The organism is Pseudomonas sp. FDAARGOS_380 (genome assembly GCF_002591235.1).
GTDB classification, from domain to species: domain Bacteria; phylum Pseudomonadota; class Gammaproteobacteria; order Pseudomonadales; family Pseudomonadaceae; genus Aquipseudomonas; species Aquipseudomonas salmasensis.
This window is the reverse complement of record NZ_CP023969.1, coordinates 2,215,288-2,234,189: the sequence shown is the minus strand read 5'-3', so window position 1 is coordinate 2,234,189 and position 18,902 is coordinate 2,215,288. Positions and strand designations below refer to the sequence as shown.

The 18,902-nt window shown below is 61.0% G+C and carries 19 protein-coding genes; 7 read left to right on the top strand and 12 right to left on the bottom strand.

Annotation, left to right across the window (positions count from 1 at the left end):
* Positions 1 to 24: 24 nt before the first annotated feature.
* The 3 genes from CRN80_RS10490 to CRN80_RS10480 all read right to left on the bottom strand — a co-directional run bounded on the left by CRN80_RS10490 (position 25) and on the right by CRN80_RS10480 (position 3,278).
* Positions 25 to 948, bottom strand: a complete 924-nt coding sequence (locus tag CRN80_RS10490; RefSeq protein ID WP_098950100.1) for an SdiA-regulated domain-containing protein — start codon at positions 946 to 948, stop codon at positions 25 to 27.
* Between the two features lie 247 nt (positions 949 to 1,195).
* A complete protein-coding gene (locus tag CRN80_RS10485; RefSeq protein WP_032894647.1) occupies positions 1,196 to 1,861 on the bottom strand; it encodes a fumarylacetoacetate hydrolase family protein in 666 nt (221 codons plus the stop codon).
* A gap of 22 nt (positions 1,862 to 1,883) precedes the next feature.
* The gene (locus CRN80_RS10480) at positions 1,884 to 3,278 is read right to left on the bottom strand and encodes an FAD-binding oxidoreductase (protein WP_003195210.1); all 1,395 of its coding nucleotides are present in this window, start codon (positions 3,276 to 3,278) and stop codon (positions 1,884 to 1,886) included.
* Positions 3,279 to 3,483: 205 nt separating this feature from the next.
* On the opposite strand from CRN80_RS10480, the gene serA reads away from it, so the two are divergent.
* A complete protein-coding gene (gene serA, locus CRN80_RS10470; RefSeq protein ID WP_003195214.1) occupies positions 3,484 to 4,713 on the top strand; it encodes a phosphoglycerate dehydrogenase in 1,230 nt (409 codons plus the stop codon).
* A gap of 63 nt (positions 4,714 to 4,776) precedes the next feature.
* Here serA and CRN80_RS10465 read toward each other — a convergent pair whose 3' ends face one another.
* Positions 4,777 to 5,217 carry a DUF4399 domain-containing protein gene (locus CRN80_RS10465; RefSeq protein WP_098950099.1) on the bottom strand — a complete coding sequence of 147 codons (441 nt, stop codon included), beginning with the start codon at positions 5,215 to 5,217 and terminating at the stop codon, positions 4,777 to 4,779.
* Positions 5,218 to 5,351: 134 nt separating this feature from the next.
* On the opposite strand from CRN80_RS10465, the gene CRN80_RS10460 reads away from it, so the two are divergent.
* On the top strand, positions 5,352 to 5,825 hold the full coding sequence (locus CRN80_RS10460) for a transporter substrate-binding domain-containing protein (protein WP_098950098.1): 474 nt from the start codon (positions 5,352 to 5,354) through the stop codon (positions 5,823 to 5,825).
* Positions 5,826 to 6,383: 558 nt separating this feature from the next.
* Here CRN80_RS10460 and CRN80_RS10450 read toward each other — a convergent pair.
* Both CRN80_RS10450 and CRN80_RS10445 read right to left on the bottom strand, forming a co-directional pair.
* The gene (locus CRN80_RS10450) at positions 6,384 to 6,866 is read right to left on the bottom strand and encodes a DUF523 domain-containing protein (protein ID WP_098950097.1); all 483 of its coding nucleotides are present in this window, start codon (positions 6,864 to 6,866) and stop codon (positions 6,384 to 6,386) included.
* A 2-nt stretch (positions 6,867 to 6,868) separates the two neighbouring features.
* Entirely contained in the window at positions 6,869 to 7,501 is a 633-nt protein-coding gene (locus tag CRN80_RS10445; protein WP_098950096.1) for a 2OG-Fe(II) oxygenase, read from the bottom strand.
* Between the two features lie 131 nt (positions 7,502 to 7,632).
* On the opposite strand from CRN80_RS10445, the gene CRN80_RS10440 reads away from it, so the two are divergent.
* Complete coding sequence (locus CRN80_RS10440) at positions 7,633 to 8,385, top strand: DUF2059 domain-containing protein (RefSeq protein WP_032894643.1); 753 nt, start codon at positions 7,633 to 7,635, stop codon at positions 8,383 to 8,385.
* Between the two features lie 86 nt (positions 8,386 to 8,471).
* Here the strand turns inward: CRN80_RS10440 and CRN80_RS10435 are convergent, their stop codons facing one another.
* A complete protein-coding gene (locus CRN80_RS10435) occupies positions 8,472 to 9,413 on the bottom strand; it encodes an alpha/beta hydrolase (protein ID WP_098950095.1) in 942 nt (313 codons plus the stop codon).
* Between the two features lie 98 nt (positions 9,414 to 9,511).
* On the opposite strand from CRN80_RS10435, the gene CRN80_RS10430 reads away from it, so the two are divergent.
* Both CRN80_RS10430 and CRN80_RS10425 read left to right on the top strand, forming a co-directional pair.
* A complete protein-coding gene (locus tag CRN80_RS10430; protein ID WP_032894642.1) occupies positions 9,512 to 10,087 on the top strand; it encodes a DUF6436 domain-containing protein in 576 nt (191 codons plus the stop codon).
* Positions 10,088 to 10,113: 26 nt separating this feature from the next.
* Positions 10,114 to 12,468 (top strand): penicillin acylase family protein, encoded by a 2,355-nt coding sequence (locus CRN80_RS10425; RefSeq protein WP_098950094.1) that lies wholly within the window; start codon positions 10,114 to 10,116, stop codon positions 12,466 to 12,468.
* Between the two features lie 135 nt (positions 12,469 to 12,603).
* Here the strand turns inward: CRN80_RS10425 and CRN80_RS10420 are convergent, their stop codons facing one another.
* A complete protein-coding gene (locus CRN80_RS10420) occupies positions 12,604 to 13,506 on the bottom strand; it encodes an AraC family transcriptional regulator (RefSeq protein WP_098950093.1) in 903 nt (300 codons plus the stop codon).
* Positions 13,507 to 13,605: 99 nt separating this feature from the next.
* Here CRN80_RS10420 and CRN80_RS10415 point away from each other — a divergent pair, with 99 nt between their 5' ends.
* On the top strand, positions 13,606 to 13,959 hold the full coding sequence (locus CRN80_RS10415; RefSeq protein ID WP_034128991.1) for a carboxymuconolactone decarboxylase family protein: 354 nt from the start codon (positions 13,606 to 13,608) through the stop codon (positions 13,957 to 13,959).
* Here the strand turns inward: CRN80_RS10415 and CRN80_RS10410 are convergent.
* Complete coding sequence (locus CRN80_RS10410) at positions 13,937 to 14,902, bottom strand: GlxA family transcriptional regulator (RefSeq protein ID WP_032897709.1); 966 nt, start codon at positions 14,900 to 14,902, stop codon at positions 13,937 to 13,939. The genes CRN80_RS10415 and CRN80_RS10410 overlap by 23 nt on opposite strands.
* A 247-nt stretch (positions 14,903 to 15,149) precedes the next feature.
* On the opposite strand from CRN80_RS10410, the gene CRN80_RS10400 reads away from it, so the two are divergent.
* On the top strand, positions 15,150 to 15,791 hold the full coding sequence (locus CRN80_RS10400; protein ID WP_098950092.1) for an HD domain-containing protein: 642 nt from the start codon (positions 15,150 to 15,152) through the stop codon (positions 15,789 to 15,791).
* Between the two features lie 141 nt (positions 15,792 to 15,932).
* Here the strand turns inward: CRN80_RS10400 and CRN80_RS10395 are convergent, their stop codons facing one another.
* The 3 genes from CRN80_RS10395 to CRN80_RS10385 are packed head-to-tail and all read right to left on the bottom strand — an operon-like array spanning position 15,933 to position 18,873.
* Positions 15,933 to 16,817, bottom strand: a complete 885-nt coding sequence (locus CRN80_RS10395) for an ABC transporter permease subunit (protein ID WP_003195236.1) — start codon at positions 16,815 to 16,817, stop codon at positions 15,933 to 15,935.
* Entirely contained in the window at positions 16,814 to 17,734 is a 921-nt protein-coding gene (locus CRN80_RS10390) for an ABC transporter permease subunit (protein ID WP_003195238.1), read from the bottom strand. The genes CRN80_RS10395 and CRN80_RS10390 overlap by 4 nt, the downstream gene beginning before the upstream one ends.
* Positions 17,731 to 18,873 (bottom strand): ABC transporter ATP-binding protein, encoded by a 1,143-nt coding sequence (locus CRN80_RS10385; RefSeq protein WP_003195240.1) that lies wholly within the window; start codon positions 18,871 to 18,873, stop codon positions 17,731 to 17,733. The genes CRN80_RS10390 and CRN80_RS10385 overlap by 4 nt, the downstream gene beginning before the upstream one ends.
* Between the last annotated feature and the right edge of the window lie 29 nt (positions 18,874 to 18,902).

The following is an 18,902-nucleotide window of genomic DNA, read 5'->3' as shown; positions in this document are numbered from 1 at the left end:
GAAAAGTCTGACGTAATTCGTCAGTTATTTCTGCTTTTCAAAACGATAGAACAGGTTTGGCTCACTGACCATGTACAGATTGCCGCTCTCGTCCATGGTCACGCCTTCGGCACGCGGGATCGTGTCCTTGAGGCCGTTGAAACCGCCGAGCAAGGTCATGAAGCTGACCTGTTCGCCGGTTTCATCCAGCTCCAGCAGCAGGTGGGAATCGGCCGACATGACCAGCAGATGCCCGGTACGTGGGTCGATGGACAAAGCCGAGAGGTTGCGCACATCCAGTTCGGTGCTGGCCAGTTTTTGCTTGTCGCCAGTCAGCGTGTTGCCATCGCTTTTCCAGGTGAACAAGGCCGGCGGGCGCTCTTCGCCCAGCACCAGCTGCTGGTTGCGCTTGTCCCAGGTGACGGCTTCAAAGGCTTTGTTCTGGTCTTTGGACGGGCCCAGGTCATGGCTGGGAAAATCGGCCTTGTTCAGCGCGGTGGTGCTGGCGTCGACCTTGACCACGGTGAGGCTGTGATCGCGCTCATCGACCACGGCCATCAAGCCGTTTTCCATCACCGCCACGCCTTCCGGATTGTTCCAGCCGTTGAGCGGCATTTTGCGCAACACATCGCCTTGCAGGCTCAGCTCGACCAGGAAGGGGTTCTTGCCCATCACCGAAAACAGGGTTTTGGTCTGGGGGTTGTAAGACAGGTCTGATGCCTCGTCCTTCTCCATACCGGGCAGCAACTTGGCGTCGATCACCGCGTGATAGTCCGGTAGCCACACACTTTCGCGGCGCTCAGCCGAAGTCTCGAAACGCTCCAGCACCCACAGCACACCGCGATCGTCCCAGTGCATGGCCCAGGCGATGCCATACAAAATGGCACCAGCCAAAAATACCCAGGAATACCAGCGCATGGACAAGCGAGAGCGAAGCGAGGTTTTCGAAGTGGGCAGAGGCACGACCATTGAGCGCTTTTCCGGAAAGTCAGCTGTAGGGGATAGCACAGGATTCAAGGACCTGCGCGCAAGAGCGGGGAATTATCCGGGTGGCGTGTGAAAAAAATGCAAAAGCAAGGATTCAGGATGTAATGAAGAGCCAATGTGGGAGCGGGCTTGCTCGCGAATGCGGTGGTCCAGTCGTTGATGCATTGACTGACACCGCGCATTCGCGAGCAAGCCCGCTCCCACAGTTTGATCGCAGTTTGTCTGCTACTTAGCGCACGACACTTTCGAAGCGGTTCACACCCGCCAGCTCAAGCACCACTTCATCCCCCACATTCAACGGGCCTACACCCGCCGGGGTGCCGGTCAGGATCACGTCGCCCGCTTGCAGGGAGAAGCAACCCGCCATGTACTGGATCATCGGCACAATCGGGTTGAGCATCTGCGCGCTGTTGCCGTCCTGGCGCACTTGGCCGTTGATGCTCAGGCGAATGCCGATATCGGTCACGTCCGCAAAGGTACTGCTGACCACGAAGGGCGCAATCACCGCCGCGCCATCGAACGACTTGGCGATTTCCCACGGCAAGCCCTTGGCTTTGAGCTCGGCCTGCTTGTCGCGCAGGGTCAGGTCCAGGGCCGGGGCAAATCCGGAGATGGCGTCCAGCACTTCTTCCCGGCTCGGCTTGGCGGACAAAGGCTTGCCGATCAACACGGCGATTTCCGCTTCGTAGTGCACCGAACCGCGTTCGGTCGGTATGGCAAAGCCGCCTTCCAACGGCACCACGCAGCTGCCCGGCTTGATGAACAACAGCGGCTCGGTAGGCACCGGGTTGTCCAGTTCCTTGGCGTGTTCCGCGTAGTTGCGCCCGATGCACACCACTTTGCCCACCGGGAAGTGGATGTTGGTGCCGTCGACATACTTGTGCTGGTAGCTCATGGAACGACTCCTTCAGGTGCGATTAAACAGCGAAGATCTTGCCGGGGTTCATGATCCCGTTAGGGTCGAACACGGCTTTGACGGCTTTCATGTATTCGATTTCAACCGGTGAACGGCTGTAGGTCAGGTAATCGCGCTTGGTCATGCCCACGCCATGCTCGGCGGAGATCGAGCCGTTGTACTTGGCGACGGTCTCGAACACCCACTTGTTCACGGTGGCGCACTTGGCAAAGAACTCGTCTTTGCTCAGGTTTTCCGGCTTGAGGATGTTCAAGTGCAGGTTGCCGTCACCGATATGGCCGAACCAGACGATTTCGAAATCCGGGTAGTGTTCGCCGACGATCGCGTCAATTTCGCTCAGGAAGGCCGGCACTTTCGAAACGGTCACCGAGATATCGTTCTTGTACGGCGTCCAGTGGGAAATGGTTTCGGAGATGTACTCGCGCAGCTTCCACAGGTTGTGCAGTTGGGTTTCGCTCTGGCTCATCACGCCATCCAGCACCCAGCCCTGTTCCACGCAATGCTCGAAGGTTTCCAGGGCGTGGTTGGCGACTTCTTCGGTGGTGGCTTCGAATTCCAGCAGGGCGTAGAACGGGCACTCGGTTTCGAACGGTGCCGGCACGTCGCCACGGCCGAGGACTTTGGCCAGGGCCTTGTCGGAGAAGAACTCGAAGGCGGTCAGGTCCAGCTTGCTCTGGAAGGCATGCAGCACCGGCATGATCGAGTCGAAATCAGTCGTGCCGAGTACCATCGCCGTGAGGTTTTTCGGCGCACGGTCCAGGCGCATGGTGGCCTCGACCACAAAGCCCAAGGTGCCCTCGGCGCCGATAAACAGCTGGCGCATGTCGTAGCCGGTGGCGTTCTTGATCAGGTCGCGGTTCAGCTCCAGCACATCACCTTTGCCGGTGACGACCTTCATGCCGGCCACCCAGTTGCGGGTCATGCCGTAGCGAATTACTTTGATCCCGCCGGCATTGGTGCCGATATTGCCGCCAATCTGGCTGGAACCGGATGAGGCGAAATCCACCGGGTAATACAGGCCGTTTTCTTCTGCGACGTTCTGCAGTTGCTTGGTGACCACACCCGGCTGGCACACGGCGGTGCGGTCGGTGAGGTTCACGTCGAGGATCTGGTTCATATAGTCGAACGACACCACCACTTCGCCATTGGCGGCAACGGCAGCCGCCGACAAGCCCGTGCGCCCACCCGATGGCACCAGCGCCACCTTGTGTTCATTGGCCCAGCGTACGATGGCCTGCACCTGCTCGGTGGTCTTGGGGAACACGATGGCGGTGGGTGCGGGGGCGAAATGCTTGGTCCAATCCTTGCCGTAAGCCTCCAGGGAGTCGGCGTCGGTCAGCACTTTGCCGGGCTCAACCAGGGTCTTTAGCTCATCAATCAGGGCAGGATGGGTCATCGACAGAACTCTCGAACAATTCATGGTCATCCTGAGAACGCTTCACGTCGCAGGAATAGGTGTTTAGCGGGGTGCGTATGCTAGCATACCGCCCCCGCAGGACAGACCCAAAGGGCGTTTCTGCGGTGACGGCTTTCCTGCCGTCCGGGTCAGCTTGCGCTGCTCGACTCCCTGCCAATTTTCTCCGGGATACAGGTTTACGCAGATGAGCAAGACTTCTCTCGATAAGAGCAAGATCAAGTTCCTTCTTCTGGAAGGCGTCCACCCATCGGCTGTCGACGTTCTGAAAGCCGCCGGGTACACCAGCATTGAGTACATCACCAGTTCTCTGCCGGAAGCCCAGCTCAAGGAAAAGATCGCCGACGCGCACTTTATCGGCATTCGCTCCCGCACTCAGCTGACCGAAGAGATCTTCGACCACGCCAAGAAACTCGTGGCTGTCGGCTGTTTCTGCATCGGCACCAACCAGGTCGACCTCAATGCAGCGCGCGAGCGCGGCATCGCGGTGTTCAACGCACCGTACTCCAACACCCGTTCCGTTGCGGAGCTGGTGCTGGCCGAGGCCATCCTGCTGCTGCGCGGTATCCCTGAGAAGAACGCTTCCTGCCACCGTGGCGGCTGGATCAAGAGCGCGGCCAACTCCTTCGAAATCCGCGGCAAGAAGCTGGGTATCGTCGGCTACGGCTCGATCGGCACGCAATTGTCGGTGTTGGCTGAAGGCCTGGGCATGCAGGTGTTCTTCTACGACACCCTGACCAAGCTGCCATTGGGCAACGCCACCCAAGTGGCCAGCCTGACTGAGCTGCTGGGCATGTCCGACATCGTCACCCTGCACGTTCCGGAAACGGCCGAGACTCAGTGGATGATCGGCGAGAAGGAAATCCGCGCGATCAAGAAAGGCGGGATCCTGATCAACGCCGCACGCGGCACCGTGGTCGAGCTGGATGCCCTGGCTGACGCGATCAAGGACAAGCACCTGATCGGCGCTGCCATCGACGTGTTCCCGGTGGAGCCACGCTCCAACGATGACATCTTCGAAAGCCCGCTGCGTGGCCTGGACAACGTGATCCTGACCCCGCACATCGGCGGCTCCACCGCTGAAGCCCAAGCCAACATCGGCCTGGAAGTCTCGGAAAAACTGGTCAAGTACAGCGACAACGGTACCTCGGTATCGTCGGTCAACTTCCCGGAAGTAGCCCTGCCGGCTCACCCGGGCAAGCACCGTCTGCTGCACATCCACCAAAACATCCCTGGCGTGATGATGGAGATCAACAAGGTCTTCGCGGAAAACGGCATCAACATCTCCGGTCAGTTCCTGCAGACCAACGAGAAGGTCGGCTACGTGGTAATCGACGTCGACGCCGAGTACTCGGACCTGGCGCAAGAAAAGCTGCAGCACATCAACGGCACTATTCGTAGCCGCGTGCTGTTCTAAGGCTTCAACCTTGCACCACAAAAAAGGGAGCCCATGGGGCTCCCTTTTTCGTCTGAACAAATCTTACTTCACGTTAACCGTGATGACTTTCGAGGCTACAGTCGGGTTGAACTGCATGTGCAGTTTGTCGCCGGCCACCAGTTGCAAGGTGTGCTTGCCTGGAGTGAGGGTCACTTGAGTCTCGGTCTGAGCCTTGCCGTAATGGATCACAGTGTCGGTGGCCGGAATCGGCAATTTCGCATCCGGCAATTCTTTCTGATCAATCAGAAGGTGGTGATGGCCGGTACCTGGCGTCTGGTCGGTGGCCGGGGCCAGTTTCAGGCCTTCCATGTCGAATTTCACGGTGAAGGTTTTATCAACGGTGTCGCCGTCTTTCGGCGAGACGATAGACACCTTGGCACCTTCAGGTGGGGCGCTGCGCGGGATACCGTCGGCGGCCGTGGCCAACATCGAAGCACCCAGCAACAGGCTGGCCAGGGTTGCACGGGACAAAAGGGCTTTCATTCGCTTCTCCAGTTTTTCGGTGAAATCTGTAGGGTTATGACAACTTCGCGATAAATTGCGGTCCAAGGCACCCGACACCATAGCAAAACGTTGCTGAACGGCGCCTCGCCTGTACGAATTCTTTAGGAGTGACCATGCGCTTTTCGCCTGGCCTATTGCTGTTGCTTGCTCTTCTAAGCCCCTTGGCCCATGCCGAACTGATTGACGACGTCAACGATCGCGGTGAACTGCGCATCGCCCTGGAAGCCAACACCCCGCCGTACAATTTCAAAGAGGGCGACAAACTCGCCGGCTTTGAAGTGGAGCTGGGTGAACTGCTGGCCAAGGAAATGGAGGTGCGCTCCTCGTTTATCACCACCGATAACGCCGACCTGCTATCCGGCGTGGAAACCGGCAAGTACGACGTGGCCATTAACCATATCGCTATGACTGCCGAGCTTGAGGATCGTTTCGATTTCAGTGAGGCTTATCACCAGAAGCCGCAATTGGCGATCCCGTTTCAGAAGGGCAACCCGGCGTTCAAAAGCAGTTTGAATGGGGCGTTGAAGCGGCTGAAGGACGATGGCCGGCTGAAGGCGCTGACAAAGAAGTGGTTCGAGATGCAGTAAATGTGGGAGCTGGCTTGCCTGCGATAGCGATCTGTCAGCTACGCATAAGCTGTTGATACACCGCTATCGCAGCATAGATATCTACACAACTCTGTAGCAGTCGACGGCAACCACGATGCGAAGCGAGCCGCTCTTGATCTTGCTCTTGATCTTAGGCGCCCCGTTAAACCACGCTGGCCGAACGCAGGCTTGAATTCGTGGGTAACCCGGCAGGACGCCGGGTTAGCCGCCCCGCGCCATGGATGGCGCGTGGCGGCGGCCCACGGATTCAAGCCTGCGTTCGGGCACACCGAGCCCAAGCGAGGTGCCGAGTGGTGGGGCAAGAGCGTTTTGCTTACTTTTGCGCTTTTCAAAAGTGAGCCGCTGTCAGAGCGGAACCCTAGGTGGCCGTTACCTAAATAACGGATATGTACCCGGTCCAACTGTGTTGACTGCTAGGCCGCCTTCGCGAGCAAGCCCGCTCCCACAGTTGGATCGTGCGGTGTCAGCTGGATTGGCGTCGCCTGGCAGGCCGTCATCGCAGGCAAGCCAGCTCCCACATTTGATCTATGCAAGTTTCTAAAGCTGCGTGAGAGCCACCGCCGCCTCAGGCAACTGCAGCTCACTGAACACCTGCACACCATGGCGCTTGAGCAGCGCCGCCGTGACGCCTTCGCCACTGACCTTCACCCCACCGAAGGTGCCGTCATAGGTCAACAGGTTGCCGCAAGACGGGCTGTTGGCCTTGAGAATGGCGATGCGGATGTGATGGCGTTGCACCAGCGCCAAGGCTTGGCGGGCGCCGTCGAGGAAGGCGTTGCTAAAGTCTTCGCCCTCGGCGGTCAGCACCTGGGCGCGGCCTTCCCACACGTCGATGCCCTGCCCGCCTGGGATTTCGGCCGGCGGGCGCGGTGTGGGCAAGCCGCCCGCCACTTCCGGGCAGATGGCAACCACGCGGCCTTCAGCTTGCCACGCCGCCAGTTGGTCGAATGGGCCGCTGGCCCCGCCGTCATAGCGTACCTTGTGCCCGAGCAGGCAGCGACTGACCAGAATCTTTTCCATGCTTAAAACGGCTCGTTGCCCCGCCGGCGAAACCAGCCCGTCAGGGACAGGCGTTCGCGCGTAGCGGGCAGGACTTCGTGGGGCACCTCGCCCGACAGGAATACCACCAGGCCCCCCCCGGTGGGCACCACGTCGTATTCGACACCGCCCTTGAGGTACATGCGCAGTTGGCCGCCATGCTCGGGCAGCCAGGCGTCGTTCAAGTAGATCACCGCCGAGACCATGCGCCGGTCGTCGTCGCGAAAACGGTCCACATGCTTGAGGTAAAACGCCCCCGGCGGGTACATCGCAAAGTGGCTTTCGAAATCTTCCAGGCCCAGGAACAGGCTGCGATTCATCGCCAGGCACAGGCCGTCCATCATGCCCATGTAGGTATCGCAGATAGGCGCGTCACCCTCCTCCAGCCACTGGATATGGTCACCGCGAATGCCTTCGCGAATCTCCTGGGCCGGCCCACGCCCTACCGCCGCCGGTGCCAGTTCACCCTGCGCCGCACGTTTACGGCACTCAGCCGCCAGCTCCAGGGTCAGAGCCTGGGGCAGGAAGCCATTTTGCTGCGACCAGCCTTTTTCGGCCAGGTCGTCGACGATGCGTTGCAGCAGCGGGTGATCGAGGGGTATTTGCATGGCGCGCATAGTATCCATACGCCTGGAAATCCGACAGCGCCGTTGAGCGTCCGAATACACTTTAGTCAGGTGACTGATAGGACTTCTCGACAAATCCTACGCCCGACACGGACAATAGTGGCCGACTGACAGGAGTCCTTATGCGTCGTTTGTTTTTTTCTGTGTTGATGTTCTGCGTTTTGCCCGCCTGGGCAGACGGCCATGACCAGTTGTACAAGGTCGCCGGCTGGGCCGAACAACGTGCGCACTTCAATGACGCCCTCAGTGCCGCCCAGCAGCGCTACCGCAATAGCCTGCCGCCAGTGGTGTACCAGGCGCTGGTGGACAACAGCAATAAACGCTTTGCCGCCCAGGCCATGGACCAGCGTGCCGAGGCGCAACTGCGCAAGCACTTGCCCGACCCGAAACCTGCCCTGGCGTTTTTCCAATCGCCCCTGGGCCGCAAGATTGTCGCCGCCGAGTTGTTGGCCACGCGCCGCGACCAACTGGCGAAAAATGCCCAGGGCCTGCCCAAACTCGAAGCCGATGCCACCCGCAGCCTGATCATCGGCCACCTGGCCCAGGCCCTGCCCGCCCGCGAGGCCGGTGCCGAGGTCAGCCTGGCGATTGCGGGCGTAGCGGCCGACAGCTTGAGCCAGATGATCCCCGGCCTGCTCGGCGGCGGTCAGGCGCAAGGCATGTTGAATGGCCAGCGCGAGCGGCTGATGCAGCAGATCGACAAGGATTTGAACAACACCTTGCTGTATGTCTACCGGGATTTGTCCGACCCGGAGCTGGAAGAATTCGCCACCTTTGCCGAGTCGCCGGAGGGCAAGGCGTACTACCAGGCCGCCCTTGCCGCCATTCGCGCAGGGCTTGCGGTCGGCCAAAGCACCTCAAGCCTTGCGCAGTAAACCCTGTGGGAGCTGGCTTGCCTGCGATTGCGATCTGTCAGTTACACCGCTATCGCAGGCAAGCCAGCTCCCACATTTGGATTGCGTTATTTCAGGTGGTGGGTGAGAAAACTGAAGTACTCATCGCGAATCTGCGCAATTTCATTGGCCAAGTGATGCCGACCCCGCTTGAGCATCAACACCTCAGGCTGATCGAACTTACCCCGCAACACCTGCAGATTATGCTGCCAATCCACCGTCATATCTTCCTCACCCTGCACGATCACCGGGCGCCGGGGGCTGCGCGGTGCGGCTTCGATGCGTTTGATCCAGCGCGCCAGCGCCCCCACCCAGGCGGTAGGCAGTTGGCGAGGCTGTAGCGGGTCGGCTTCAAGGAACGGCTTGAACGCCGGGTCGTTGGAGTTATCGCTGAAACGCCGGGCTATGCCTTTGACGAACGGGCGCAGCAGGTAATAGCTGACCTGCGACCAACCCCAGGCACGCGGCCGCACCAATGGCGACAGCAGGAAGGTCTTGCCCTGGGCTGGGCTTTGGGCGCCGTGGTTGAGCAGGTGGTCCACCACAATGGCGCCGCCGGTGCTTTGCCCGAACAGGTGCCAAGGTTGCGGCAATTGCAGCGCCTTGGCCTCGACGAACAACGCCTGCACCACGCTCTGGTACACCGCAAAGTCATCGATGCTGGCGCGTGCGCCGCTGGACAAGCCATGGCCTGGCAGGTCGCAAGCGATCACCACGAAGCCCTGGTCCAGCGCCCACTCCACCACATGGCGATACAGCCCCATGTGATCGTAGAAACCGTGGAACAGGAACATCGTCGCCACCGGCGCCGGCGGCCACCAGACCTGGGCCACCACCTCAAACCCATCCACCTCAAAACGCCCCAGGCGGCTCACCGCCGGCACCTGGCGTGCGGCCAGGTCGAGCCCGTAGAAACGCTGGTAAACCCTCGCCTCGGCTGACAGCGGCTGCGCATCCACCAGGGGGCGCAAGCTTTCGCGCAGATGATCAGGGTCAAAGGTGACGGGCATAAAGGCTTCCAGACTTGCGGTGAAGATGAATATCGAGCTGCGATATTCATCTGTCAGGACAAGCATGGCAAGCTACGCGACCTGCGAGGATACATCCAATGCGACCGCCCTACCGTAATGCCCTGTTCGCCAGCCTGATCCTGGTTATCTGCGCGGGGGTGCTGTGGGCTGCGTATGACTGGTTCCAGGGCCGCTACCTGCGCGCCTTCAGCGAACACACGGCGGTATTTTCCGGCGATGCGCTGCAACTGCCCGCCGCGCTCAGCGGCCCTGGCCCGATTCGTCTGGTGCACTTCTGGGACCCGGCCTGCCCGTGCAATGTGGGTAACCAGCAACACCTGGGCGAATTGATCGAGCAGTACGCGCCCCAGGGGGTGGAGTTCTATGCCCTGCAAAAACCCGGCAGCCACGGCCAGTTGCCCGAGAACCTGCGCCACCTGAAAGTCCTTGATGCCCTGCCCGGCGCGGACCAGATCCCCGCCAGCCCGGCCGTGGGCATTTGGGATCGCACCGGCAAGCTGGCGTATTTCGGCCCCTACAGCGAAGGCCTCACGTGCAACGCCAGCAACAGTTTTATCGAGCCGATCCTCAAGGCCCTTGGAGCCGGACGCGAGGTGAATGCCACTCACACCCTTGCGGTAGGCTGCTATTGTTCGTGGCCTAAGGATCTGTAGTCCGCCCACTCTGGTAAGGAATGTTCATGAAGCGCGTCTTGCAGGTTTTTGCGGTGCTGATTGTGCTGGTCGCCCTGGGCGCCGGTTGGTACGTCTACAGCAAACAACCTACGCGCCAGGGCACGGTGACGCTGGCGCACCTGCAAGGCTCGGTCACGGTGCGCTACGACGACCGTGGTGTACCGCATATCCGTGCCGAAAACGAAGCCGACCTGTACCGCGCCTTGGGCTATGTGCATGCCCAGGACCGCCTGTTCCAGATGGAGATCATGCGGCGCTTGGCCCGTGGTGAACTGGCCGAGGTGCTGGGGCCCAAGCTGCTGGAAACCGATAAGCTGTTTCGCAGCCTGCGCATTCGCGAGCGTGCCTTGAGCTACGTGGAGCACATGGACCCTGACTCAGCCTCGTCCAAAGCCCTGCAAGCCTACCTGGACGGGATCAACCAGTATCAGGACAGCCACGCCAGCCCCATGGAGTTCGATGTGCTGGGCATCGCCAAGCGACCGTTTACCGCCGAAGACAGCATCAGCGTCGCCGGGTACATGGCCTACAGCTTTGCCGCGGCCTTTCGCACCGAGCCGGTGCTGACCTATGTGCGCGACCGGCTGGGCAGCGACTACTTGAAGGTCTTTGATCTGGACTGGCAACCCAAGGGCGCCCTCAACCTGGCGGCCAGCGACTGGCAGACCCTTGGCGCCATCGCCGCCCTGAGCGAACAGGCCCTGTCCGACAACGGCCTGCCGCAGTTCGAAGGCAGCAATGCCTGGGCCGTCAGCGGCAACCATACCAAAAGCGGCAAGCCGTTGCTGGCGGGTGATCCGCATATCCGTTTTTCGGTGCCTTCGGTGTGGTACGAAGCGCAGTTGTCGGCGCCAGGCTTTGAGTTGTACGGCTACCACAACGCGCTGGTACCGGTGGCGTTCCTGGGGCACAACCTGGACTTCGGCTGGAGCCTGACCATGTTCCAGAACGACGACCTCGACCTGGTCGCCGAGAAGGTCAACCCAGACAACCCCAACCAGGTCTGGTACCACGACCAATGGGTGGACATGAGCAGCAGCGAGCAGCAGATCCAGGTCAAGGGCCAGGCGCCGGTGACCCTCACCCTGCGCCGCTCGCCCCACGGCCCGATCATCAACGATGTGCTCGGTGAGAACGCCGGTAGCACGCCGATTGCCATGTGGTGGGCGTTCCTCGACAGCGAAAACCCGATCCTCGATGGCTTCTACCAACTCAACCGTGCCGATACCCTGGCCAAGGCGCGTGCCGCGGCCGCGAAGGTCTCGGCGCCGGGCCTGAACATCGTGTGGGCCAATGCCAAGGGCGATATCGGCTGGTGGGCGGCGGCGCAGTTGCCGATCCGCCCGGCTGGCGTCAACCCGGCGTTCGTCCTCGACGGCAGTACCGCCCAAGCCGACAAGCTGGGTTTCTACCCCTTCAGTGCCAACCCCCAGGAAGAAAACCCGCCGCGCGGCTACGTGGTGTCCGCCAATGCCCAGCCGGCATCGCCCACCGGCATGCCGATCCCCGGCTATTACAATTTGGCTGACCGTGGCCAGCAGTTGAACGCGCAGTTGAGCGACACAAGCGTTAAGTGGGATGTGACCAACAGCCAGGCCCTGCAACTGGGCACCACCACCGCCTATGGCCCGCGCCTGCTGGCGCCGCTGTTGCCGGTGCTGCGCGAGGTGGTCAAGGACCCGGCGCAACTCAAATTGGTGGAACAGCTTGCCAACTGGAAGGGTGACTACCCGCTGGACTCCACCAGTGCCACGCTGTTCAACCAGTTGCTGTTCAACCTCAGCGACGCGACCTTTCACCCCAAACTGGGCGATGCCCTGTTCAAGACTTTGCTCGGCACCCGCGTGATCGACGCCGCCTTGCCACGCCTGGCCGCATCGGCAGACTCACCCTGGTGGAACGGCAACCGCGCCGATACCGTCAAGCTCGCCTGGGACAACAGCCTGGCCCACCTCAAGGCGACGTTCGGCGATGACCCGGCGCAGTGGCAGTGGGGCAAGGCGCACACCTTGACCCACGGCCACCCGCTGGGCCTGCAAAAGCCGCTGGATAAGATCTTCAACGTCGGTCCGTTCCCGGCACCGGGCAGCCACGAAGTGCCAAACAACCAGACCGCCCCGATTGGCTCGGCGCCGTGGCCGGTGACCTACGGCCCGTCGACACGACGCCTGATCGACTTCGCCGACCCGACCCACGCCCTCACCATCAACCCGGTGGGGCAAAGCGGCGTGCCGTTTGATACGCACTATGGCGACCAGGCGCAGAGCTATATCGAGGGAAGGTACGAGCAGGCGCACTTCAGTGATGAGGAAGTGACGGCCAATACCCGCGGCACCTTGAAACTGCTGCCCGCCCGATAAGGACCAACCTATCCGACCCCCTGTCTGTAGGAGCGAGCTTGCTCGCGAAAAACGTCAACGCTAACGCGCGCTTCCTGAATGAACGCGGCGCCTGTGCGTTCTTCGCGAGCAAGCTCGCTCCTACAGGTATTGGGGCTAGCCTGCCCGCATGCGCCCTGGCGCTTGGCCGTAGGTGTCCTTGAATTTCTTGCTGAACGCCGCCTGGGACTGATAACCCACCTGGGCGGCGATATCGATCAGGCTCAGGCGTGACTGACGCAGCAGGTTGAACGCCCTCTCCATGCGCAGTTGGGTGAGCAACACCCAGGGCGATACGCCTGCCACTTTGACGAACGCACGCATAAAGGTGGCGCGGGACATGCTGGCCGCCAACGCCAGGCTGTCGATGGTCCACTCATACCCAGGTTCAGCCAGCATGGCTTGCCAGGCCTTGCTCAAGCGCTTGTCAGCGAGCAAGGCGAAGGTACCCGCCACCGGTGCCTGGTCGCTCAGCCAACTGCGCAGGATCAAGGTGAACAGGGCCGACGACAGCGCATTGATAAACGAACGGGCGCCCACTTGCTGCCCGTCGGCTTCACTGCGCAGCAACGCTATCAACGCCGCCAATTGCCCATCGCCCTGCCACTGGCGGCTGGACACCACCAGATAGTCCGGCAACGCATCAAACAACAGCGACTGGCGGTTGTAGTGAAAGCTGCCACACAGCATATCCACATCCGGCTGTTTGCCGCCCAAACGGTGCACGGTCAGCACCCCACCGTCAATAACGCGAGGCTGCATCGGGCGGATCCGCGCGCCCTGGCTGCGCAGCAAGTGGGTACCGCCACCGGGCATCAGCAGGATATCGCCCTCCTCCAGCGTCACACACTGCCCGCCAGACAACTCGGCGCGGCAGGTGCCGCTGAGCACGATGTGATACGGCGCCACGCCGAGGTTTTCCGGCGCATGGTCCAGCGCCCAGTCCCCTTGGAACTGGCAACGCAAATCCAGGCTGCCGCGCAGGTTGGCCAGCGCGATAAGGGTGTCGATGGCATTCATTTGCGAATATCGGTCAAAAAGATGAGCGGATTGAACAATAGCCCCAGCCCTGAACGGCGCAGACTGGCTTCACACCCAACCTGTTCAGGAGTCACTGCAATGTTCAATAACTGGTCCGACTTGCTGCCTACCGTAAAGAAAGCCTTTGGCTCACTGGGCAAGAGCAACCCGAAGATGGTCAAAGCCTACATGGCGCTGGGGGAAGCTGCCGAGGAAAACAATGTACTCGACGCCAAGACCCGTGAACTGATTTCCATCGCCGTGGCGATCACCACCCGCTGCGACGGTTGCATCGGCGTACATGCCGATGCCGCCATCAAGGCCGGGGCAACCCGCGAAGAAGTGGCGGCCACGCTGGCCACCGCGATCTCGCTGAATGCAGGCGCGGCCTACATCTACTCGCTGCGCGCCCTGGAAGCCTACGACACGCTCAAACCGGCGCCGCAAAGTTAAGCCTGAACTGTTGCGGCGTGACGCCCAGCCGGCGGTTGAACACACTGCGCATGTGCTGGGCGTCGCGAAAGCCGCATTGATAGGCCACGGTTTTAAGCGGTGCGTGGCTGCTTTCAAGCATCACCCGCGCCGCATCCACGCGCGCCCTCTCGACAAATTCCGCCGGCGTAATCCGCGCTTCACGGGCAAACACCCGGGAGAAATTGCGCGCACTCATATTGGCCGCCTTGGCCAGGTCGGCAATGGTCAAGTCTCCCGTCAGGTTGGCCAACACGTACAGCTGCACCAGTGCCACCGCCGAGGTGGTTTCGGCATGGGGAGTGAGGAACGGGCTGAACTGCGATTGCCCGCCCGAGCGCTGGGTGAACACCACCAGGCGCTTGGCCACGCTCAGGGCGACTTCCGGGCCGTGATCCTGGGCCAGCAGGTACAACGACAGGTCAATACCTGCCGTGACCCCGGCGGAGGTGTAGAGCTTACCGTCTTGCACATAGAGACGGTCGGCTTCGACCTGAGCCGATGGGCACAGGCGCGCCAGGCTGGCGGCGTCATTCCAGTGGGTAGTGACGGTCTTGCCGTCCAGCAGGCCCGCACGGGCCAGCATGAAGGCGCCATTGCAGATCGAGCCGAAGCGCTGCGCCTTCGCGGCGGCCGTGCGCAGCCAGGCGTCAAACTCGGGGCCGAAATCTTCGAAGGGTAACTGCGGGCCACCAGCGACCAGCAGCAGGTCGTAGGGTTGCCGAGCTTCGCTGTAGTGCTTGTGCGCCTGCAATGACAAACCGTTGGAGGCCGCCATGGCGCCGTGGCCGAAGCCGAGTACTTCCAGCCGATAGTGATCCTCGGGCGCCAGGAAGCGGTTGGCCTCGCAGAACACATCCATCGGCCCGGTCACGTCCAGCGACTGGACACCGGGAAAGATCAGGATGGCGACGGTTTTGCCCATACTCACAAACACCTCTTCCAACTCAATAAACACAACCCCCTTGTGGGAGCTGGCTTGCCTGCGATGCAGACGCCTCGGTACCTCAGGTACACCGAGGTGATGCTATCGCAGGCAAGCCAGCTCCCACAGGGGATCGCCTATAGGCTTGGCACGATGTGGCATCACATTGGCCGGGATCGCCTCCCTGTGGCGATAGCCGCTCCAGGGTCATGGGACCAGACTGGAATCTTTCCAGAGGAGATCCACCATGAGCACCACCATAGCCGGTATCCAGATTCCTGACAGCGCCCTGGCCAGGGCCACCACCGAATACATCCGTGACGTCGAGTCCGACCTGCTCTACCACCATTCGCGCCGGGTCTTCCTGTTCGGTGCCTTGAGCGGTGAGCGCAAGCGATTGGCCTACAACCCGGAGTTGCTCTACGTTGGCGCGATGTTCCATGACCTGGGCCTGGTGGAAGGCCACCGCAGTGACGACGAGCGTTTCGAAGTGGACGGCGCCAACGCCGCCGCTGCGTTCCTCAAGCCTTATGGGTTGAGCGATGACGATATTGAACAAGTGTGGTTGTCCATCGCCCTGCACACCACGCCGGGCGTGCCGAAACACCTGCGCCCCACGGTGGCATTGGTGACCGCTGGTGTGGAGATGGACGTGCTGGGCATGGACTACGCCGCCTTCAGCAGCGTGCAGCGCGAAGCGGTGGTGCATGCGCATCCACGGGGTGAAGGGTTCAAGGAGTGCATCATCTGCGCATTCGCCGACGGCTTGCGCCATCGCCCGCAGACCACGTTTGGCAACGTGAAGACCGATGTGCTGGTGGACCAGGAACCGGGGTTCAAGCCGATGAATTTTGTGCAGGTGATCCGCACGTCGCCGTGGGCTGCGTAATCAACCTGGAATGCAATCAAATGTGGGAGCGGGCTTGCTCGCGAATGCGGTGGATCAGTCGAGACATCTGGTGACTGAGACTCAGCATTCGCGAGCAAGCCCGCTCCCACATTTTGATCCGGTTTCTTCAGGTAGGCCTGATTAGACCGGGGCTGGCGCCCGGCGCTTGTCCGGCTGTTGCCAGCCATCCGCCGCCGCTTCTTCAATCGCCTGCTGAATGGCCTTCTTGCGATGCTCTTCGGCCCGACGGCTGAAGAACCACACCAGGAAGGTCACCAGCGACACCGCCAACAGAATCAGGCTGGCCACGGCGTTGATCTCGGGTTTAACCCCAAGGCGCACCGCCGAGAACACTTCCATCGGCAAGGTGGTGGAACCGGGGCCCGACACGAAGCTGGCCAGTACCAGGTCGTCCAGCGATAGCGCGAACGACATCATGCCGCCCGCCGCCAGCGACGGCGCGATCATCGGGATGGTGATCAGGAAGAACACCTTCCACGGCCGTGCGCCCAAATCCATCGCCGCTTCTTCGATCGACAGGTCCAGCTCACGCAAGCGCGCCGACACCACCACCGCCACATACGCCGCACAGAAGGTAGTGTGGGCGATCCAGATGGTGACAATGCCACGCTCCTGGGGCCAGCCGATCATCTGCGCCATGGCCACGAACAGCAGCAACAGTGACAGACCAGTGATCACTTCCGGCATCACCAACGGCGCCGTCACCAGGCCGCCGAACAGCGTGCGGCCCTTGAACTGGCTGATACGCGTCAGCACGAAGGCTGCCAGGGTACCCAACGCCACCGCCGCCACCGCCGTGTAGCAGGCGATTTCCAGGGAGCGGGCCACCGAGCCCATCAACTGGGTGTTGTCCAACAGGCCCACGTACCACTTGATCGACCAACCGCCCCACACTGTCACCAGCTTGGATTCGTTGAACGAGTAGATCACCAGGATCAACATCGGCAGGTAGATGAACAACAAGCCTGCGACCAGCATGAAGCTGGAGAAACGAAAGCGCTTCATATCTTGCCCTCCAGCTCTTTGGCTTGGCTGCGGTTGAACAGGATGATCGGCACGATCAGGATCGCCAGCATCACCACCGCCAGGGCAGATGCCACCGGCCAGTCACGGTTGTTGAAGAACTCCTGCCACAACACCTTACCGATCATCAGGGTTTCCGGGCCGCCGAGCAGTTCAGGAATCACGAACTCGCCCACCACCGGGATAAACACCAGCATGCAACCGGCGATGATGCCGTTCTTGGACAGCGGCACGGTGATTTTCCAGAAGCTGTTGAAGGTGCTCGACCCCAGGTCGGAAGCGGCTTCCAGCAGGCTCTGGTCGTGCTTCACCAGGTTGGCGTAGAGCGGCAGGATCATGAACGGCAGGTACGAATAGACCACGCCGATGTACACCGCGATGTTGGTGTTGAGGATCTGCAGCGGCTCGTTGATCAAGCCCATGGACATTAAAAAGCCGTTGAGCAGGCCGTTGTTGCTGAGGATGCCCATCCACGCATACACGCGGATCAGGATCGCGGTCCAGGTCGGCATCATGATCAGCAGCACCAGCACGGTCTGCATTTCTTTGCGCGCGGTGGCGATGGCGTAGGCCATCGGGTAGCCGATCAGCAGGCACAGCAGCGTGCTGAAAAACGCCATCTTCAACGAGCCCAGGTAGGCGGCAATATACAACTCGTCGCCGGCCAGCAAGCTGTAGTTGGCCAGGTTCAGCACCACCTCCAGCTTTTGCTCAACGTAGGTATAGATCTCGGTATAGGGCGGGATCGCCACATCGGCTTCGGCAAAGCTGATTTTCAGCACGATGAAAAACGGCAGTGCGAAAAACAGGAACAGCCAGAGGAAGGGAATCCCGATGACCACCTGCTTGCCATTGGGCACGATGCGATCCAAGCGCCGCTTGAATTTCTTCATGTTCATGAGCGAAGTACCACGCCGCTGTCGTCTTCCCACCACACGTACACCTGGTCACCCCAGGTTGGGCGTTGGCCACGGCGTTCGGCGTTGGCGACGAAGGACTGCACCAGCTTGCCGCTCGGCAGCTCCACGTAGAACACCGAGTGGCCGCCCAGGTAGGCGATGTCGTGGACCTTGCCGCTGGACCAGTTGTGCTCGCAGGTCGGCATCTCGGTGGTCACCAACAGCTTTTCCGGGCGAATGGCATAGGTCACCGACTTGTCTTCCACCGAGGTGGCGATGCCGTAGCCCACGTAGATGTCGCGATCCAGGTCCGGGCACTTGAGCACCGCGTGGCCTTCAGCGTCGTCCACCACTTGGGTGTCGAAGATGTTGACGTTGCCAATGAACTCGCACACCAGGCGGCTGGTGGGGGTTTCGTAGATATCGATGGGGCTGCCGATCTGGGCGATCCAGCCCAGGTGCATGATCGCAATGCGTTCGGCCATGGTCATGGCCTCTTCCTGGTCGTGGGTCACCATCACGCAGGTCACCCCAACGCGCTCGATGATCTCCACCAACTCCAGTTGCATCTGCGAGCGCAGCTTCTTGTCCAGTGCGCCCATCGGCTCATCGAGCAGCAGCAGTTTCGGGCGCTTGGCCAAGGAGCGGGCCAAGGCTACACGCTGGCGCTGGCCGCCGGACAACTGGTGCGGCTTGCGCTTGGCGTACTGGCTCATCTGCACCAGCTTGAGCATCTCGGCCACGCGTGCGTCGACTTCAGCCTTGGGGATCTTGTCCTGTTGCAGGCCGAAGGCGATGTTCTGCGCCACGGTCATGTGCGGGAACAAGGCGTAGGACTGGAACATCATGTTGATCGGCCGCTCGTAGGGCGGCATGTCGGTGATGTCCACGCCGTCGAGGTAGATGCGACCTTCGGTTGGGCGCTCGAAACCTGCAAGCATGCGCAGCAAGGTGGATTTGCCCGAACCCGAACCGCCGAGCAAGGCGAAGATCTCGCCTTTCTTGATTTCCAGGGACACATCGTCCACGGCAATCGTCTCGTCGAACTTCTTCGTGACCCGGTCGATTTTGACCAGCACCTTTTTCGGTGTCTGGTCGCCCTCGAGGGCTTTCTTATAGGCGCCGGAGGCAACTGCCATTTACGAAACTCCCAAAAAAAACTGTGCAG

Bases quoted from the DNA above. Each gene is read 5' to 3' on its own strand.
- CRN80_RS10440 (WP_032894643.1), top strand. From the start codon at position 7,633: ATGCGTCGTTTGTTTTTTTCTGTGTTGATGTTCTGCGTTTTGCCCGCC.
- CRN80_RS10465 (WP_098950099.1), bottom strand. From the start codon at position 5,217: ATGAAAGCCCTTTTGTCCCGTGCAACCCTGGCCAGCCTGTTGCTGGGT.
- CRN80_RS10450 (WP_098950097.1), bottom strand. From the start codon at position 6,866: ATGGAAAAGATTCTGGTCAGTCGCTGCCTGCTCGGGCACAAGGTACGC.
- CRN80_RS10480 (WP_003195210.1), bottom strand. From the start codon at position 3,278: ATGACCCATCCTGCCCTGATTGATGAGCTAAAGACCCTGGTTGAGCCC.
- CRN80_RS10425 (WP_098950094.1), top strand. From the start codon at position 10,114: ATGAAGCGCGTCTTGCAGGTTTTTGCGGTGCTGATTGTGCTGGTCGCC.
- CRN80_RS10420 (WP_098950093.1), bottom strand. From the start codon at position 13,506: ATGAATGCCATCGACACCCTTATCGCGCTGGCCAACCTGCGCGGCAGC.
- CRN80_RS10490 (WP_098950100.1), bottom strand. From the start codon at position 948: ATGGTCGTGCCTCTGCCCACTTCGAAAACCTCGCTTCGCTCTCGCTTG.
- CRN80_RS10410 (WP_032897709.1), bottom strand. From the start codon at position 14,902: ATGGGCAAAACCGTCGCCATCCTGATCTTTCCCGGTGTCCAGTCGCTG.
- CRN80_RS10435 (WP_098950095.1), bottom strand. From the start codon at position 9,413: ATGCCCGTCACCTTTGACCCTGATCATCTGCGCGAAAGCTTGCGCCCC.
- CRN80_RS10485 (WP_032894647.1), bottom strand. From the start codon at position 1,861: ATGAGCTACCAGCACAAGTATGTCGACGGCACCAACATCCACTTCCCG.
- CRN80_RS10460 (WP_098950098.1), top strand. From the start codon at position 5,352: ATGCGCTTTTCGCCTGGCCTATTGCTGTTGCTTGCTCTTCTAAGCCCC.
- CRN80_RS10390 (WP_003195238.1), bottom strand. From the start codon at position 17,734: ATGAACATGAAGAAATTCAAGCGGCGCTTGGATCGCATCGTGCCCAAT.
- CRN80_RS10395 (WP_003195236.1), bottom strand. From the start codon at position 16,817: ATGAAGCGCTTTCGTTTCTCCAGCTTCATGCTGGTCGCAGGCTTGTTG.
- CRN80_RS10400 (WP_098950092.1), top strand. From the start codon at position 15,150: ATGAGCACCACCATAGCCGGTATCCAGATTCCTGACAGCGCCCTGGCC.
- CRN80_RS10430 (WP_032894642.1), top strand. From the start codon at position 9,512: ATGCGACCGCCCTACCGTAATGCCCTGTTCGCCAGCCTGATCCTGGTT.
- CRN80_RS10415 (WP_034128991.1), top strand. From the start codon at position 13,606: ATGTTCAATAACTGGTCCGACTTGCTGCCTACCGTAAAGAAAGCCTTT.
- CRN80_RS10385 (WP_003195240.1), bottom strand. From the start codon at position 18,873: ATGGCAGTTGCCTCCGGCGCCTATAAGAAAGCCCTCGAGGGCGACCAG.
- serA (WP_003195214.1), top strand. From the start codon at position 3,484: ATGAGCAAGACTTCTCTCGATAAGAGCAAGATCAAGTTCCTTCTTCTG.
- CRN80_RS10445 (WP_098950096.1), bottom strand. From the start codon at position 7,501: ATGCGCGCCATGCAAATACCCCTCGATCACCCGCTGCTGCAACGCATC.